13 protein-coding genes, 1 rRNA gene and 1 pseudogene (1 of these 15 running past the window's edge) are annotated in these 16,004 nt (G+C 46.6%); 6 read left to right on the top strand and 9 right to left on the bottom strand.

Annotated elements, in window-relative coordinates; genetic code table 11:
• The 4 genes and pseudogenes from COU47_02765 to rpsP all read left to right on the top strand — a co-directional run.
• A pseudogene (locus COU47_02765) lies at nucleotides 1-1,163 on the top strand (hypothetical protein) (it extends 1,090 nt beyond the left edge of the window).
• Between the two features lie 443 nt (nucleotides 1,164-1,606).
• A 16S ribosomal RNA gene (locus tag COU47_02760) occupies nucleotides 1,607-3,152 on the top strand.
• 724 nt (nucleotides 3,153-3,876) lie between these two features.
• Nucleotides 3,877-6,447 carry a hypothetical protein gene (locus COU47_02755; GenBank protein ID PIR69474.1) on the top strand — a complete coding sequence of 857 codons (2,571 nt, stop codon included), beginning with the start codon at nucleotides 3,877-3,879 and terminating at the stop codon, nucleotides 6,445-6,447.
• 41 nt (nucleotides 6,448-6,488) lie between these two features.
• Complete coding sequence (rpsP, locus tag COU47_02750; GenBank protein ID PIR69473.1) at nucleotides 6,489-7,013, top strand: 30S ribosomal protein S16; 525 nt, start codon at nucleotides 6,489-6,491, stop codon at nucleotides 7,011-7,013.
• Nucleotides 7,014-7,044: 31 nt separating this feature from the next.
• Here rpsP and COU47_02745 read toward each other — a convergent pair whose 3' ends face one another.
• The 6 genes from COU47_02745 to COU47_02720 form a co-directional block, all read right to left on the bottom strand.
• Entirely contained in the window at nucleotides 7,045-7,302 is a 258-nt protein-coding gene (locus tag COU47_02745; GenBank protein ID PIR69472.1) for a hypothetical protein, read from the bottom strand.
• A 23-nt stretch (nucleotides 7,303-7,325) separates the two neighbouring features.
• Entirely contained in the window at nucleotides 7,326-7,703 is a 378-nt protein-coding gene (locus COU47_02740; protein PIR69471.1) for a hypothetical protein, read from the bottom strand.
• Between the two features lie 136 nt (nucleotides 7,704-7,839).
• Nucleotides 7,840-10,041 carry a hypothetical protein gene (locus COU47_02735; GenBank protein ID PIR69470.1) on the bottom strand — a complete coding sequence of 734 codons (2,202 nt, stop codon included), beginning with the start codon at nucleotides 10,039-10,041 and terminating at the stop codon, nucleotides 7,840-7,842.
• A gap of 3 nt (nucleotides 10,042-10,044) precedes the next feature.
• Nucleotides 10,045-10,743, bottom strand: coding sequence for a ribonuclease III (gene rnc, locus COU47_02730; GenBank protein ID PIR69469.1), 699 nt, complete (start codon nucleotides 10,741-10,743; stop codon nucleotides 10,045-10,047).
• 70 nt (nucleotides 10,744-10,813) lie between these two features.
• Nucleotides 10,814-11,710 (bottom strand): transcription antitermination factor NusB, encoded by an 897-nt coding sequence (nusB, locus tag COU47_02725; protein PIR69468.1) that lies wholly within the window; start codon nucleotides 11,708-11,710, stop codon nucleotides 10,814-10,816.
• Between the two features lie 49 nt (nucleotides 11,711-11,759).
• The gene (locus COU47_02720) at nucleotides 11,760-12,041 is read right to left on the bottom strand and encodes a 50S ribosomal protein L32 (GenBank protein PIR69467.1); all 282 of its coding nucleotides are present in this window, start codon (nucleotides 12,039-12,041) and stop codon (nucleotides 11,760-11,762) included.
• 106 nt (nucleotides 12,042-12,147) lie between these two features.
• On the opposite strand from COU47_02720, the gene COU47_02715 reads away from it, so the two are divergent.
• Nucleotides 12,148-12,999 (top strand): hypothetical protein, encoded by an 852-nt coding sequence (locus COU47_02715; GenBank protein ID PIR69466.1) that lies wholly within the window; start codon nucleotides 12,148-12,150, stop codon nucleotides 12,997-12,999.
• A gap of 50 nt (nucleotides 13,000-13,049) precedes the next feature.
• Here the strand turns inward: COU47_02715 and COU47_02710 are convergent, their stop codons facing one another.
• Together COU47_02710 and COU47_02705 are read right to left on the bottom strand one after the other, a co-directional pair.
• Complete coding sequence (locus COU47_02710) at nucleotides 13,050-14,585, bottom strand: hypothetical protein (GenBank protein ID PIR69465.1); 1,536 nt, start codon at nucleotides 14,583-14,585, stop codon at nucleotides 13,050-13,052.
• A 6-nt stretch (nucleotides 14,586-14,591) separates the two neighbouring features.
• Entirely contained in the window at nucleotides 14,592-15,191 is a 600-nt protein-coding gene (locus COU47_02705) for a ribonuclease HII (GenBank protein PIR69464.1), read from the bottom strand.
• A gap of 64 nt (nucleotides 15,192-15,255) precedes the next feature.
• Here COU47_02705 and COU47_02700 point away from each other — a divergent pair, with 64 nt between their 5' ends.
• A complete protein-coding gene (locus COU47_02700) occupies nucleotides 15,256-15,621 on the top strand; it encodes a hypothetical protein (GenBank protein PIR69463.1) in 366 nt (121 codons plus the stop codon).
• Nucleotides 15,622-15,668: 47 nt separating this feature from the next.
• Here COU47_02700 and COU47_02695 read toward each other — a convergent pair whose 3' ends face one another.
• Nucleotides 15,669-15,920, bottom strand: a complete 252-nt coding sequence (locus COU47_02695; protein PIR69462.1) for a hypothetical protein — start codon at nucleotides 15,918-15,920, stop codon at nucleotides 15,669-15,671.
• Nucleotides 15,921-16,004 lie beyond the last annotated feature (84 nt).

The raw sequence follows: 16,004 nt of genomic DNA, 5'->3' as shown, positions 1-16,004 counted from the left end.
ATGATGTAAACCGTTTTGCTGAGTCGAATGAAAACAACAACCAGCTATCACAATCGATCACAATTGGCACCGCAACACCTCCGCCACCCCCAACATCCGCATCAACGCCAGATGCAATAGTTGCACCGAGCGGTGGAGATTTCACTAACATAGGAACAGCTTATTCTTCAGCGTCTTGTGGGGACCTTATACATGTGCGAAATGGAACTTACACGCTTAACTCTATTTTGAGTCTTAATAAAAATTGCACAAACGGAAATGAGATAATCATTCGGAATTACCCAGGAGAAAATCCAAAGATAGCATGCAACAACCCGGCAAGCAGTAACGATGTAAAGCGAGTAGAGGCAAATGGCCAGTACAATGTATGGGACGGCATCGAAATTTCAAATTGTTGGGATGGGTTTAAGGTTCACAATTCAAATAATCAGATCCTTAACTCGAAGATCCATAATAATATTTTCTCGGGCATCGTAATTTCACCATTGAATCCTAACATAAGCGGAATAGTAATACGTGGTAATACACTTGAGGTAAATGGATATGCAGAAAGTGGGAATTGTACAGTGGGTGTAGCTACAAATTGCATAGAGAAAACAAACCCAACAAACGGACAACCGCTAAGCCTTAAGAATGTGCAACAAATCTATTTCAGCAACTCAACCTGCAATAACATAGTGGGAGCTCAGGTTGATAATAATACGATTCGGAATTTTGGAGGTCGCGCATTACAGTTTAACGGCCTAACAGGAGGCAGTGGCTCGCCCTGCAGTTCCAACGGAATAAGAAATATCATCTTCGAGAACAACACAATTTTGAACGGCTCATGGGGCATGTCCTTCTTCTACGGCAGCGGTAATAATATTATTCGAAATAATACATTCGCACTTAACAATTGGCCAAACACAAACGACTCGGAACACACATTTATGGGACTATGGGGGGTGCGAGATACGCAAATTACCGAAAACCAATTCAATTCAAATACAACCGTATGGCCAATCTATTTGTCTGACAGCACTTCCACATGCGGCACAAACAATATCAGCTCAAACACATGGGATACGAATAGCAACACATGGTTCTACAACGGCGGATCAAGAAATGACTTTAGTTCGTCATTCTCAAGCCTAACCGGATGCGACCCAAATGTTATTCAATAACAACGCTTATATATGAGCGTAATCCCCCACAAACCCCGCCGTACGGCGGGTTTTGTTATTGTAAACGCCACCAGCAATCCTGTATTACTATGAATGTATAAAAAGTCGTTGCGGGTAGAGGTCCTGGCATATAGGAGAAGGCCCAATAAGCTTTACACAAGTCCCCTTCCAGGATTTGCAGAATACAGAATATAGCCCCCTTGACCGCTACAAATAAACGATTATAATGGAGACTAGTATGGAATAGCATAGTAGTATATAATTTTTGAATACGCAGTTAACAAGTAAATCCGCTGCTGTCTGAAAAGGCAGTTTTTGTTTTCCAAACAGCAGCGGGCATACTTGCCCGGATACATTAACAACCGAATACCAGAGCAAAAGAAGAAATACGCATTTTCTTTTGTTCCGTTCTATCCGAATTGCATATTCGTATGCAATTCTTTTTAAGAGTTTGATCCTAGCTCAGGATGAACGCTGGCGGCGTGGATAAGGCATGCAAGTCGTGTGGGTTTAGACCCACGGCAAACGGGGTAGTAACACGTAGGTACTTCCCCCGAAGTTAGGCATAACTAGTCGAAAGATTAGATAATACCTAATAGTTCTCGCAAGAGTAAAGGTGTGGCGCAAGCCATACTGCTTCGGGAAAGGCCTGCGGGCTATCAGCTAGTTGGTGAGGTAACGGCTCACCAAGGCTATGACGGCTAGGGGGTGTGAGAGCATGGCCCCCACCAATGGGACTGAGACACGGCCCATACACCTACGGGTGGCTGCAGTCGAGAATATTGCACAATGCGCGAAAGCGTGATGCAGCGACGCCGCGTGCAGGATGAAGGCCTTCGGGCTGTAAACTGCTTTTATGGAGGAGGAACTTTGACGTTACTCCATGAATAAGGGCTTGCTAACCTCGTGCCAGCAGCCGCGGTAATACGAGGGGCCCAAGCGTTATCCGGAATCACTGGGCGTAAAGGGTTCGTAGGGGGTTATATTAGTCCTGTGTTAAAGCCTTCGGCTTAACCGAAGAAATGCATGGGAAACGGTATAACTAGAGGATGTGAGAGGCTGATGGAACTCACGGTGTAGGGGTGAAATCCGTTGATATCGTGGGGAACACCAAATGCGAAGGCAATCAGCTGGCGCATTCCTGACCCTGAGGAACGAAAGTGTGGGTATCGAAAAGGATTAGATACCCTTGTAGTCCACACCCTAAACGATGATAACTAGCTATTGGAAGTATCGACCCTTCCAGTGGCGTAGCTAACGCGTTAAGTTATCCGCCTGGGAATTACGATCGCAAGATTAAAACTCAAAGGAATAGACGGGGACTCGCACAAGCGGTGGAGCATGTGGTTTAATTCGATGACAAGCGAAAAACCTTACCAGGGCTAGAAATTCTAGTGAAGTCACCCCGAAAGGGATGATGTCTCACAAGGACACTAGGACAGGTGCTGCATGGTTGTCGTCAGTTCGTGGTTTGAACTGTTCCCTTAAGTGGGTCAACGAACGCAACCCCCATTGTCTGTTATACATGTCAGACGAGACTGCCCCTCACCAAGCGCGTTTGCAAATGGCAAACGAGCAATAGTTAAATATTTAAACTTTTTTATATTTAAATATAAGCGCGTAAGCGCGTTTGGTGAGGGGAGGAAGGTGGGGATGACGCCAAATCAGCATGGCCCTCGACGCCCTGGGCTACACACATGCTACAATGGCACGCACAAAGGGCCGCGAAGGGGTAACCCGGAGCAAATCCCGCCAAAGTGTGCCTTAGTTCGGATTGAGGTCTGCAACTTGACCTCATGAAGCTGGAATCGCTAGTAATCGCAGATCAGCACGCTGCGGTGAATACGTTCTCGAGTCTTGTACTCACCGCCCGTCACGTCAAGGAAGTCGGGAGCACCCGAAGTTCGCGCTCGTCGCGGCCGAAGGTGAATTCGATAACAGGGACGAAGTCGTAACAAGGCACGGCTAGCGGAAGCTGGTCGTGGATCATTATCTAAACTATTTCCGATATTCATTTGATTTCATCAAAGAAGAATCGGAACAGTTAGGCGATACTTCCTCTGGGAGTAATAGGTGTTGGTCGCGGAGCCTCAAATCGCGACCGGACGGAACAAAAGAAAATGCATATTACAAAAATCCCGCGCACGCGGGATTTTTGTTTTTTGCTTTGCAGCATGTTACGATATGGTTAGATTCGCAATAAAGGCAATCTACAGCCGGCTTGTGCAAAAGGCGCCCTGCTTATGGTAAGCAGTAAGAGCGCCTTTTTTATTTTTCTTAATTGACACATGCTTACATGTTTGTTATATTTGAGACTTGAGGCACGCGTCTGTAAGACGGTGCAGTAATCACAAAAGCGTCCGGGGGACGCTACAAATCAATGAGGGGCAACGCTTACAAAGCGGTTACGCCCCTCTTTTTTTTTATACAAATACCCCCCTAGTGACTAATCCTATGGCAAACGCGATTTTTAGCGGGATTGACAATCTATTGAGATTTAGTACAATAAAGCCAAATTACATAGGCAATACCTATCAGAAAGGAAAGGGCAAGTTAGGCACTACCTGACCCATTCTATCCCTACGTAGGACGGGAGAAGTGTATGCACTCCCCTCCTCTGGAAGAATCGGATCGGTACCCAACTTGCCTTTTTCTGTAAAAGGCAAGTACTGAACATTAAAAATACAACCAACACGGATACAGGGAGGACATCATGAAAGTAACAGAGATAGGAAAATTTCTTTATGATGCTCTGGATAAATTTATCGAAGGACAGGAGGGATTGAAAAAATTCCTCCCGATAAGTTTTCTTGCCAAGGAAAGCATGCTTATCATCGGACCGACAGGAACTGCTAAAACACTATCAAGCGAACTGATAGCGCATGCAACAAGCTTGCGCCTTCACCATGTACAGGGAACAAATGAGATGACCATAAATCAAATCATAGGACCCGCCGTTCTTGTCCGCGAAAAAACCGACCTCGGCCACGGAAAAGAAGAAGAGAAGATATTTGAGAGTTTTGAGCCAGGCTGTTTTCTCCGGTGTGATACGGGTTTCTTTGATGAGATTACGCGCGCACCCGACGAGATTATGAATGTTCTTCTTCCTATTTTAAACGAAGGAAGATACGAATATTTCAATCCGTCAACCAAGAAAGAGGAATGGACCCCCTCTTCCATGCGCCAGCTCATTGCTGCCGCAAATCCGAAAAGCAGATCATCCAAACTGCTTGAAGAACAGGTTATCGACAGATTCTCGCTTGGCGTGTTTTGCAGAAACCTCATATTCAAAAAGAGGTTTAAAAACCTCCGTGAAGCAATGAGACGGTCGCGTACTTGGCCGGAAAACCTTCTGGACGCAGCTCCAAAAGCAAAAGTAAGCAAGGAGGATCTGGACAAGGCATACGAATATATAGGCGGGAGCAGCCCGAAGATCCGGGTTCCGCTTGTTATGACCTGGGCGCTTGTCTCTCTCCTCGACATCGTTATCGAGACCCAGGGATTCCACGAGGAAGATGCGGTGTTAACTGACCGTGCGGCGATTGTAAAGCTCCATAAGCTCTTGCGTGCGCACGCCCTCTTTGAAGGCCGGACTGAGATAGCGTGGGATGATTTTCTTTTCATGTACGGGTACATCACTCACCGAGTAGAAACAAAAGACCAGCGAAAGCAGATAAACCATGTGGTCGACCTCTTTATAGATACGCTGAAACATCATGCGTACACAAAAGAAACAGCAGAATTGCTCGATGAGCTGGACAAGCTAAAAGAAACGGTGGACCATGGCATCGGCCATGATGACCAGCAAAAGGAATTTGAAATGCGCATTGCGGAGATCGAAGCGAAGGCGGAAGCGTTCTTTGCGGAGATAAAATCTCTTTTTGTGACCGCGAAAGACAAGCTCTCGCGGATACACTCGCACGAAGAGCTGCGCGAAGCGACATCCGAAAAGCCGTTTGAAGGAAGCTTTGAGAACAATCCCCCACCCAAACAGGAACAAAAAACTCCTCCGCCCGCAGACAATCTCAAAAACCAGGAACCCCCGAGAAAAAAAGAAAAAAAGGGAGAAGAGCGCCTCACGCCGGAAGACAAAAAGTCCGAAGGGAGACGCGAAAAAGGAGCACCAGATAAAAAAATATCGCTCAATGACTTTTTCCTTGACCAGCAGGAACCTACGGTTGAGCTTTCCACATCGCAGTCAGAAGAAGCAGGCCCGGAAACGGACATCGATATCCAAGGCATAAAAAACTTTGAGACCGCCGAGAGTGTCATGCTCTTCCTTGAAGAGATAGACCGCCTTAAGGATGATTTTCAAGTCCAGAAAAAAAAGACACATCATCGCCGGGGAGAAATATCTTACAGAAAGCCGATAAAAAATCTTGAAGAAATCCGCAAAGCGGAGCCTTCACGAATCCCCGAGTTTATTGACTCGGGAGCGCCAAAACCGCTGGTGAAGGTGCGCACGGTTCCTGAAATCTGCATCATTACCGCAAAAGACCGCTCGTACTCCATGGCAGGCGAGGTAGTAGGGAAAGGAACGCTTGCGACCAAGGGCAACCTTGCTCGCTGGGGCTCGCAGACCGCTCTTGCAATATGCAGAGAAGGAGTAGGGAGGGATTTCTCCTACGCTCACATTGATTTCAGTGAACAGAAATATTTCTCAGCTGAGCAAGAAATTGCTTTTGCAGAGCAAATGAAATTCCTTTCTCCCGATATCTCAAAGATAGAGAAGATGATCAGTTCTACTGACTGCAAGGGCGCAACAGATATCGAGTTCATGCTAGAAACGGTATTGCTGCGCATCAAAGAACGCATCAGCCGTTATGGAGAAATGCTCACATTTCTTGTGCCGATAACTGACGGCATAGAAACCATCCGTCACGGAAAACTGGATGAACTTCTTACAGCATGCGTTAAACAGTCAATTGTTATCACGCCGGTATTCATCTTTGACCCATTCGGGATAAAGGGGCAAGAATACATCGTGTACAAGAATGGGCGCATAGCGGATCTTAAAGCTCCGAGCAGTATCAGCAAGATGGCTGACGCAACGAGCGGCATGGTCTTCTGGGGAATACAGGACAGCGAACGCGACCGGGTTGCATTTGCGACAAAGGACATCGCGCTAAAGATTATACGCGCCCTGACGAAAACCTATGGCGTTGCCACTCCTCAATTCTCCTCTACCGGGAAAAACTACCGGTCTTTCGGAAGCGCAATGGGAAGCACCGGAGAAAAACAAAAGACTCCGTTCGACACCACGAAGCTCTACGAGACAAGGTAAATAAATATACAAGCCCAGGCATAGCGCCTGGGCTTTTTTTCTTGCAAAAAGAGGTCCGCCAGGCCTCTAACGGGGTTGCAATTTCCGGGGTTTTTGGTATCATAATCCCTATCATGTTAATGATTCGATTACAGCGCGTAGGACGCAAAAATGACCCGAGCTTTCGGGTTGTCGTCACCGAAAAAACAAAAAGCCCCCAATCAGGAGGGTTCCTTGAAATTGTGGGTTCCTACGACCCCCGCAAAGACCGCGTCCAACTCAAGAACGAACGCATTCAGCACTGGCTTTCTCACGGCGCAAAAGCATCCGGCACCGTCCATAACATTTTGGTAAACGCAAAGATAGTAAACGCCCCCAAAATGGATGTCCTCCCATCAATAAAGAAAAAAGAGGCGGAAACACCCGCCGAAGCACCCAAGGCAGAAGGGGCAACCGAAGAAAAAGCAGCCCCCGAAACGCCGAAAGAAGAACCAAAACCCGAAGAGCAACCGAAAGCAACACCCCAAGAAGAAACAACCCAGCCTACGCCAGAAGTTACGGCGGGCAAAGAAAAAGAAGGAGAATAATCTCCTTCTTTTTTGTTTTAGATATAAACTGTTACGCAGCCCGCTTTTCAGCAAACTGATCGTGACTATGCTGGTCAAGCTCCCGGTTCGGTTCGGTAACTATTCCATTCGTGTATACATGCACCACGCACATGAATGGCTTCAATACATCAAACGAAAAGTATCCTTCATCCGTACGGTCATATTCCATAGATGTTCTAACTGACTTCTTCTCAAATCCCTGAAACTTAAAAAAGTCCTTAACCCTGCTCCGGGCTTCCTCAATGGTCGAAATGTTCATTTCCGGCATGCTAGTATTCCTCCTTTTTATATTTACCAATACCCGAGTCCCATTTTAAAGACTCGCACAAGGCCACTTGCTATACTGATAGCCTTTGCGTCCTTGCTTACGATGACCAGGGTCTTCCTACGATGCGCGCTGCTCCCAGAAGAATCATTTTTACCGGGGAAATACACCACATGTAAACTGTCATCCTGAATTGCTGTCTTAAGGCGCAATATCTCATCAGCAAGGATAATGGCCTTATCTTCAGGGCAGTGAATGACTTCATGTATGTGCATATTATCCGTACCAATGTCCGGATGCGCTTTGCGTAAGAAATTCTTAACCTCAGTCCACCTTCTGCTCTCAAGCCTTTCATCACCCTTCTGGACATATAACGAAGTCACGCTATGCGTACTTCTGCTCATTACGAAACCCTCCTATGTCGTACTGCGTATCGTTATAATAAGGAACTCAATCAGGAGATATAATACCAAAATATATATATTTTGTCAAGCTCTCATGCATCCCGCGTACCACCTCCATGGAGTGGCGGGGTATTATTTACTTACTGTACTGCACCGCCTCTTCAAGCTTAAGAGAGAGTATTTTTGAGATTCCATCAGAACCCATAGTTACCCCGTAGAGTACACCTGCGTGTCTCATTGATTCGCGGTTATGGGTAATAATAACCAATTGAGTCCCCTTAGAAAGATTACCGAGCATTTGCCCGTATTTGCGGGAGTTATTCTCATCAAGTGCCGCATCCATTTCATCAAGCACCAAAAATGGCGGCGGGTTTACGCTTGAAAGCGCAAACAAAAGCGCAATAGAAGTAAGCGCGCGCTCTCCTCCCGAAAGCATATCAAGCCCGCGAATGCGCTTTCGCGGAAGATTCACATACACATCAAGACCGTTTGCGTATTGCGATTTTTTCTGCGGAGCGTCTTCTCCAAGCGCGTCCTCCTCTCCTCCTTCCTTTATTTTAAGTAAGCGCAATTCCGCCTTTCCCCCGCCAAAGATAGTCTCAAAATGTTTTTGGAATTCGCTGTTTATTTTTGATATGCCTTTTTCAAACTCTTCTTCCAGCTTTCCAGAAAGCTCCCCGGAAAGTTTTTTCAAATCTGCGGATGCTTTTTCAAGATCGCCTAATTCTTTCTCAAAAAAACTGTCGCGCTCCCCAACTTCCTCAAGTTCTTTGAGCACCATCCCGTCAACACCGCCCGCATCCTCAAGTTTAAATTTGAGACGCGCTATATCCCGGCGCATCTTTTCGCGGTCCTGCTCGCCAAGCGCTTCCTTTGCCTTCGGGAGCGTATCAACCGGAATATAATGAGCCGCCTCCTGCTTCTCGCGAGCAAATTCTTCGCTACGCAAACGCAAGCGCTCTTCCTCTATAGAAACATTCCGCAATGCGTCCTTCATACGATTTCCTGTAGCATCCAGATTGTACAAGGCGCGCTCAAGTTCACGGAGTTTCTTTTCGTGTCCATGCAGACTCCCGCCCAACTCTTTCTCCTTCTCAAGAAGGTCTTTTTCCTGGGCATCAAGCTCATGCATCCCTTTTTCTACTTTCTGTTTTTCGTCCGTCAGTTTCTTGAGGTCAGTTGCAGGTTGTTCTTCTACTTTTACATGTGCCGAATCAATACGAGAGAAAAATGACGATACCCGCTCAAGCGCTTCTTGGATGAACGACTGCATCTGGTCAATTACATCTTCCTCAAGAGCGGATGTGAGCATCCCTTCGACTTCGGCAATAAGTTCCTCTACATCTTCCCGGGATACCGCATCGTCCAGCGATACGCCCTGCATAGGGCGCTTAAGCGCGTCTATCATTCCCTCAATACGCCCCATTTCACGCGACAACTTTCCTTTTTTCTCGCGGACGAGAGCAAGCTCGCGGGTAATCTCCTGAAACACACCCTCATCGGAAGAGGTTGATTCTTTGCGCGCTTTTGCGATGCTTTCTTCTATATCTTTGCGCTGCTTTTCAATATCCGCGAGCTCTTTTTCAGGCTCATGCTTTTTCCCTGAAAGCGTTCCTTCTAGACTCTCAAGCGAGAATGTCTCGCGTGACAGATACTCCGTGTATGTGCGCTCAAGTTCGCTCCGTAATTCTTCGGTCTTTTGAAATTTTGCGGCCTGCGCCTTTAAAAACCGCAGATGCGGCTGTATCTCTTTGCGGAGTGCTTCTACCTGCTTCATATTCTCCCCGGTGCGCTCAAGTTTCCGGTCTGCTTCGGCCCGTTTTATCTGATATATCTTAAGTCCAAGCGCATCTTCTACCATTTCTTTGCGTTCTTTCGGAGAAGCATACAAAATTCTATCCGCCTCTCCCTGTCCGATGATATGGTGCTGAGACGAGCCGAGTCCGACATGTGCTAATAGCTCAATAATGTCTTTCAAGCGCACAATGGATCCGTTTATCATATACTCGTTCGCACCGTCACGATACACATTCCGTGAGAGCGCAACCTCATCAAACTCAACAGGGAATTGATTTTGCGTGTTATCAAACACAAGCGTCACCGACGCCTTAGACATGCGCGACGCTGAATGTGAGCCGCTGAATATCAGATCCTCTCCCCGTTTCCCGCGGAGCGATTTCATGGACTGCTCTCCAAGCACCCAGCGGATTGCTTCTGCGCAATTACTCTTACCTGAACCGTTCGGGCCCACAATAGCAGTAATAGGCGACGGAAGTTCAAACGCCGTGTTCTTTGCAAATGACTTAAACCCGTTCAGTTCTAAGCGTTTTAGATGCATGCCTTATTCTATCCATCCCTTAGCTTCTAATGCCTTGCGTGCCGCTTCTTCCTGTGCCATTTGTTTGCTCGGTCCCTCGCCTTCAGCAACTTTTTCATCTTCCAAAAAAATACCTATAACAAAGTGCTTGTCGTGATCGGGTCCTGATTCGCGTATAACGCTGTAAGTGGGCGTAATGCCCTGCCGATCTTGGGCTTCCTCCTGAAAGAGGCTCTTTGGGTCCTTATATAATTTTTTCTCAATTATTTCAGTAAGGTTCGGCAATAATTTATCTTCCAAAAATGACTGCACGATATCATACCCCTTATCAAGATACAGCGCGCCGACTATTGCCTCAAAGGCGTTCGCAAGAATATACTGGCGCGCACGCCCTCCCGTGTCTTTTGATTCTCCGCGCGAAAGCAGCAAATAATCGTTTACTTGCAAGGCGCCCGCAACCTCAGCAAGCATCTTCGTATTTACAAGCGAGGCGCGAAAGCTCGTAAGTTCTCCTTCAGGCTTATCGGGGAAACGCAAAAAAAGCGCTTCGGTGATGATAAGCTCTATGACCGCGTCGCCCAAAAATTCCAGGCGCTCATTGTGCGGATATTTCCATGATTCGTTTTCGTTGAGATATGACCTGTGAGTAAGGGCTTCGTTTAAAAGATCCTTGTTGGTAAAACTAACACCAAGACTCTTTTCAAGGCCTGATACATTGTTCATTGTGTTATGCAAAACGCAAAATTCAAAGCGTCCCAATGATGTCGCAACACTTTGAATTTCGCATTTCTGATTACTTTGTTAATATTGTTATCGCTTTCTCTAAAAGCGGCTTAATGTCGGGGTATGTCTTTATTCCCGTAATTTCATCCTGCCTGAACCAGCGCACATCATCAAGCCCCCCTGATTCCTTGAGATGTAATTCCGTATCCCTCGTCTCTATTAAAAAATATGTTACTTGCTTGCGGATCTTCCCTCGTTCCGGGTCGGATGCGACATATTCATTTATGCCCATCTCTTCACCCATACGGACATCCGTAATGCCAAGCTCTTCTTGTATCTTCTGAGCGGTGCCTTTTTCTACATCAACCTTGCCTTGGCCGAGCTTTCCCTTAGAAAGCGTCCAGTACCCGAACACATCATGCACCATGGCAAACAATAATAGACCGCCATCCCGCCGGTACACAACACCGCCGCCTAAATGGTCTGTGGGCAATTTTGTAATGTCGCCGTCAAACGGCTTTTTTCCCGTGTCGTCTTTGCCAGGCTCTCCTATCTCTTTGTACACCGTCCCCAACACGCCGTTTACAAACCGCCCCGACGATTCCCCGCCGAAGTTCTTTGCAAGTTCAATCGCTTCGTTAATGGCAACCTTCGGGGGCACCTCATCGCGCTTGCCGAATAACAGCTCCCATAAACCCAGGCGCAAGACATTGCGGTCTACGCGCGCAACCTGCTCAATAGGCCATTCGGGTGCCGCTTTCTCAATCACCGAGTCTATCTTTTTGCGCTTCTTGAGCACCCCACGCACTAATACGCCCGCAAAATCATCGTCATCATCGACGCCGGGCGCAAATTCTTTAGTGTTTCGTTCGAGCATCTCATCTATCCGCGAATCGTCATACCCGTTAAAATCCCACTCGAAGAGGGTTTGCATCGCGATTGATCGTGAAAGATGTCGGTTTGCCATGTTTAGATTTTCTTAATGAACAAAAAAGGAGGAGGAGCGGAACAGAAGATTACTTCTGCGAGAGCGACGCTACATCCATGGGCTTTTGCGATGCCTCCTGGGCTTCTTGCGCCGCTAACTCCTTCTCTTTTTGTTTCTTTTGTCTTTTGGTGAGCTTTGCGAGCACATCTACTACCTCGCGGTTATTGTAGGATCCACAGTTCTCGCAAATTCTATGCGGAAGCTTATCCTGCTTGCATTTCACGCATGTCGAAACCGCACCAGGTTCTAGCGCGTGATGCGCCCGGCGGTTGTTTCTATGTGATTTTGTATGTCTCATTCGGACTGTCATATTAATCCATAGTAACGAAAAAAGCAGGATATGTCAAAGCCACAAACGACCCAGATTTGCTATACTATACGGGAGTAAAAGAACATTCCCAAAGGAGTACAACCCATTGATTACAAGCATTTTCGGCTGTGTTGGGAAGTCCTCTGTCCGCGTGGGAGGAGAAAGCACAGAAGACGGATTCAGACTCACTATCTATAAAAGATTTGAAGGAAGTCCTGTAGCAAGCCTATTTTTTAAAACCTCGCACTACGATGGCATAAGACGCATGCTCGATGTAAGCAGTGCTCTTAAAAACCACGATATTGTTCTCGTGGTAGGCACTATCAGTCTTTCTTTGTGCGCAGCATCGCTTCTATTGCTCTCTCCTCAAAAACTATGGACAGCACGGTTCCTCGCGATGATATTCATTCTTTTTGTATCATTTATAGTAACGAGGAATCTATCAATATTTTTTTACATTGCACGGATGCCTGGATTCAGCAACCTGAAAGAATGGCACGCATGCGAACACAAAATAGTCACCCTGATAGAAGACGGAAGAATACCGACAAGGCGCAATATGAAAAAAGCCCCGATGACTCTCATTAACTGCGGGACATCAATCGTAATTAATTCAACCCAACAACACATCAGCATGCTTGTACTTATTTTTTACATGCTGGGCATTATTCCATTTTCCGCTCCGCTGGTAACAGGATTTCTCTTTTTCTTTTTAAGCTGTATTTTTCTGTCTCTGTACATAGCAGTCTTTGGGAACTATCTCCGATTAAACCCTGTCTTACTGATCGTATCAGCCATATTCCTGTTCCCCGCTCTCATCCTGCCCATGCTCGGAGAGCGCATATTGCTCCTCAAGCATCCGTCGGAAGAAAAGATAGAAGCCGCAGTAACGGAAATGTATGATTTTATCACCGAGCACACCGAAATTTGGCGATTCTTTCACCCGCAAGAAGATTAAACAAAAAAACCCCGCACCACGCGGGGTTTTCTTTTTGTAATACAATCATTCTACAAACCGCAATCAGTAGGCATTTTCCATTCTTTTATCATGGCATTGAGTGCCGCATTGCCCATCGCCGTTTTGACCCCTTCCTCAAAATTACAAAGCGCTCTATGCACCTCAGCGGCGCGCCCCGGAGCGCTCAATACGGAAAAGAGCTTTTTTACTTTTGCAGTCCCATACTTCTGGTCGAGCTGGTCCAACACCACCGCCATAATATCCCACGGGATAATTTCGCTGCCGTTTCGTCTTACTGTGTTGCCCGCGTTTGTATCAATATACACATCAAGAAAAGTAAGCGATGAGTCGCTCTTAAATGCACTCACTTCTTTTGAAAATCCGGGAAACTTATTCCCGCTCCCAAACACATCAACGCCAAGCGCGCGTCCGCATTGAAGCGCCGTATAATGCGGTATGAATGTACCTACATGCAACGGCCGTAATTGATTATAAAACGGAAATGAATTTATTTGCGACCCTCTTCCTAACTCATAATACGCTATCCATTGGTCACCAGGCTTATTGCTATCCATGGTATTCCATGCGTCTTGATGAATCTCCGCCTTCATGCCTGCGCCACATCCGGCACCGCATGTGGACGAAACAACCGCAACCGTAGGAATGGCAATGCCTCGGTGGTCTTTAAAATACGGGCCGGCTACCGAACCGTACAGGTCATCGTATATCTCGATGCATGTGCCATACCATCCTAATAACTTTTCTATTTGATTCAGCGAATAATTGCTATTCGGGTCAACATAAAACGACACGAGATTCGTGGAATACGCATGACGAGTAACTGCACCTTTATGCCCATTGTATGTTACCGAGCCGTGATCGGTAACGGTTGAATGTGATGGAGATGAAGACGGAGGCGGAGAAGACGAGACCTGCTCTACCGCAAGTGAAGATGCTCTGTCATTCCAGCCATCATTCACTAGCGTTTTGTCACTCGCCAGACGGACAAATGTACTCCCAGTAAAGTTATGGTGCTCGTAGAGAATAATACGGTACCCCGAAGGAACCTGCACCGATGAGATGCTATCATTCAGAACACCGCACGACTGTAACACACCAAGATTATATCTGCCCACGCCAAACCCCGCTGCCTTCCCCTCGTAATTAGTGTGCTCAAATACTTTTACCGGGCCGCTGCAACTACCCGACGGAGCTGTTGGCTCCGAAGAGCCCGAGGGTCCCGATGAGCCAGAGGACCCGGAAGAACCGGAAGAATCTGGCGGAGGTGATGATACATAGGGATTAAATGGATTAAATGACCGCGATGTCCGTGAATCCTGTGAAGGCCGTGACGAAGGAGGCGTTGATTGGGAAGCAGACGGAGCAGTATTTCCAGACCTCTGGAGCAGCAGATTTTGGATGAACGAAGTAAATGCAAGGTTTGATCCTCTGTCAAAGCGCGCATGCACAAACGCACCGGTAACAAATAAGAATGCCGCGAACAAAACAAGCAAGCGCGCTGGATTTGCGTTTTTCGTTTTCTCATGTGTTTTTCCCTTTTTCAGGAATTGAAACATTATGCCCATTGTACCTTATATAAACCTCCCGCAAAAACTCTTTCGGTGGATGTTGCTTAATCCATATTTTTTGAGCGCACGCATGTGCGCTTTTGTGCCGTATCCCTTGTGAATATCAAAGCCGTATTGCGGGTATTCGCGCGCAAGACGCATCATTTTTCGGTCACGCATCACTTTTGCCATAATGGAGGCGGCTGCTATTATCGGAATCTGCTTGTCTCCCCGTATAATGGTTTGTTGGTTTGCGTACTCCCGGGGCGCCTTGAGTCCCCCGTCCAGCAATACCCGCGCACTTTTTGAACCTATCCTGACATTCTTTTTTGCAATCTTTTTAAGCGAGCGCGAAATCGCAAGACGAGTCGCAGGCACAATGCCAATTTTATCAATTACCGCATGGCTTACGGATGATATCGCGTAAAACATTCTATTCCCGCGCGTATGGCCCTGCAACGCCTTAAACCATTCTTCGCGCTTGCTAACAGAGAGCGCCTTAGAATCCTTGATACCCACAAACAAGTTCTTTCTTTTTTGAGGCACTACAACAACGCCGATAGTAATAGGGCCCGCCAGCGGCCCCCGTCCTACTTCGTCTATGCCGATGAGATACTTTGCCATTGTTTTTATTATAGCACCCGTGCTATCCTCAAAAATGAATTTGAAAACACACTCGGAGAAACGAATGAAAAAATACACTGATGGGTGGTTTAATGAACAGGTAAAAAATCTTCCTCAAAATATGCAAGCTATGTGGGACAAGTGGGACTGGCCTCCGGAATCATTTGACCAGCTCCTGAGAGACGCAGAAAACCGCACGCGTATCGCCGCGTTTCTTACGGGTTGTAAACACGAAGACACCCTCATACAGAACATGATAGACATAGACGCCGCATTGCGTGAGGTCTACGAAGGAAAAATCCCCGAGGACACATACACGCTCCGCGGTATGATAAAAAAGGGTGTGGAAATATACGCCAAGACTTACGCAGAAAAACGTCTCTGCCACGATACGCTAACCCACATGGTCTGCTATTGCAACGGAAAATAAAACAAAAGAACCCGTATGGGTTCTTTTTTATTTGTATGCACTGTATTCTAGCGATAATCTATGGCAAATTTTGTGCTTGGGTCAAGAATCTCTTCTTCTTTCGAGAAATATACACGAACAACATCTTCGATAGTTCTCACTACGCCATCCGGCAAATCGTGTCTGGACTCCACATTGTGCGGGAGAGTAAACATCATCGGAGCAAAATCATCACAAACATGCTTTATTTTTGAGGTTCCGACAAAATAATACCCTCCACCATTTGAGTAAATCGTTACCGACTGCGCTTGTTCTGTCATATAAACACCTCTCAATATTTTTCTTTAAGCATCATACCCTATCTAGCGGGGAAACAACACACTCCCAAGAAGCTCCATATTTCG

The organism is Candidatus Niyogibacteria bacterium CG10_big_fil_rev_8_21_14_0_10_46_36, from assembly GCA_002772995.1.
Taxonomy (GTDB): Bacteria; Patescibacteriota; Minisyncoccia; order 1-14-0-10-42-19; family 1-14-0-10-42-19; genus 1-14-0-10-46-36.
The sequence above is the reverse complement of the archived record's forward strand: the minus strand, read 5'-3'. Positions and strand labels throughout refer to the sequence as shown.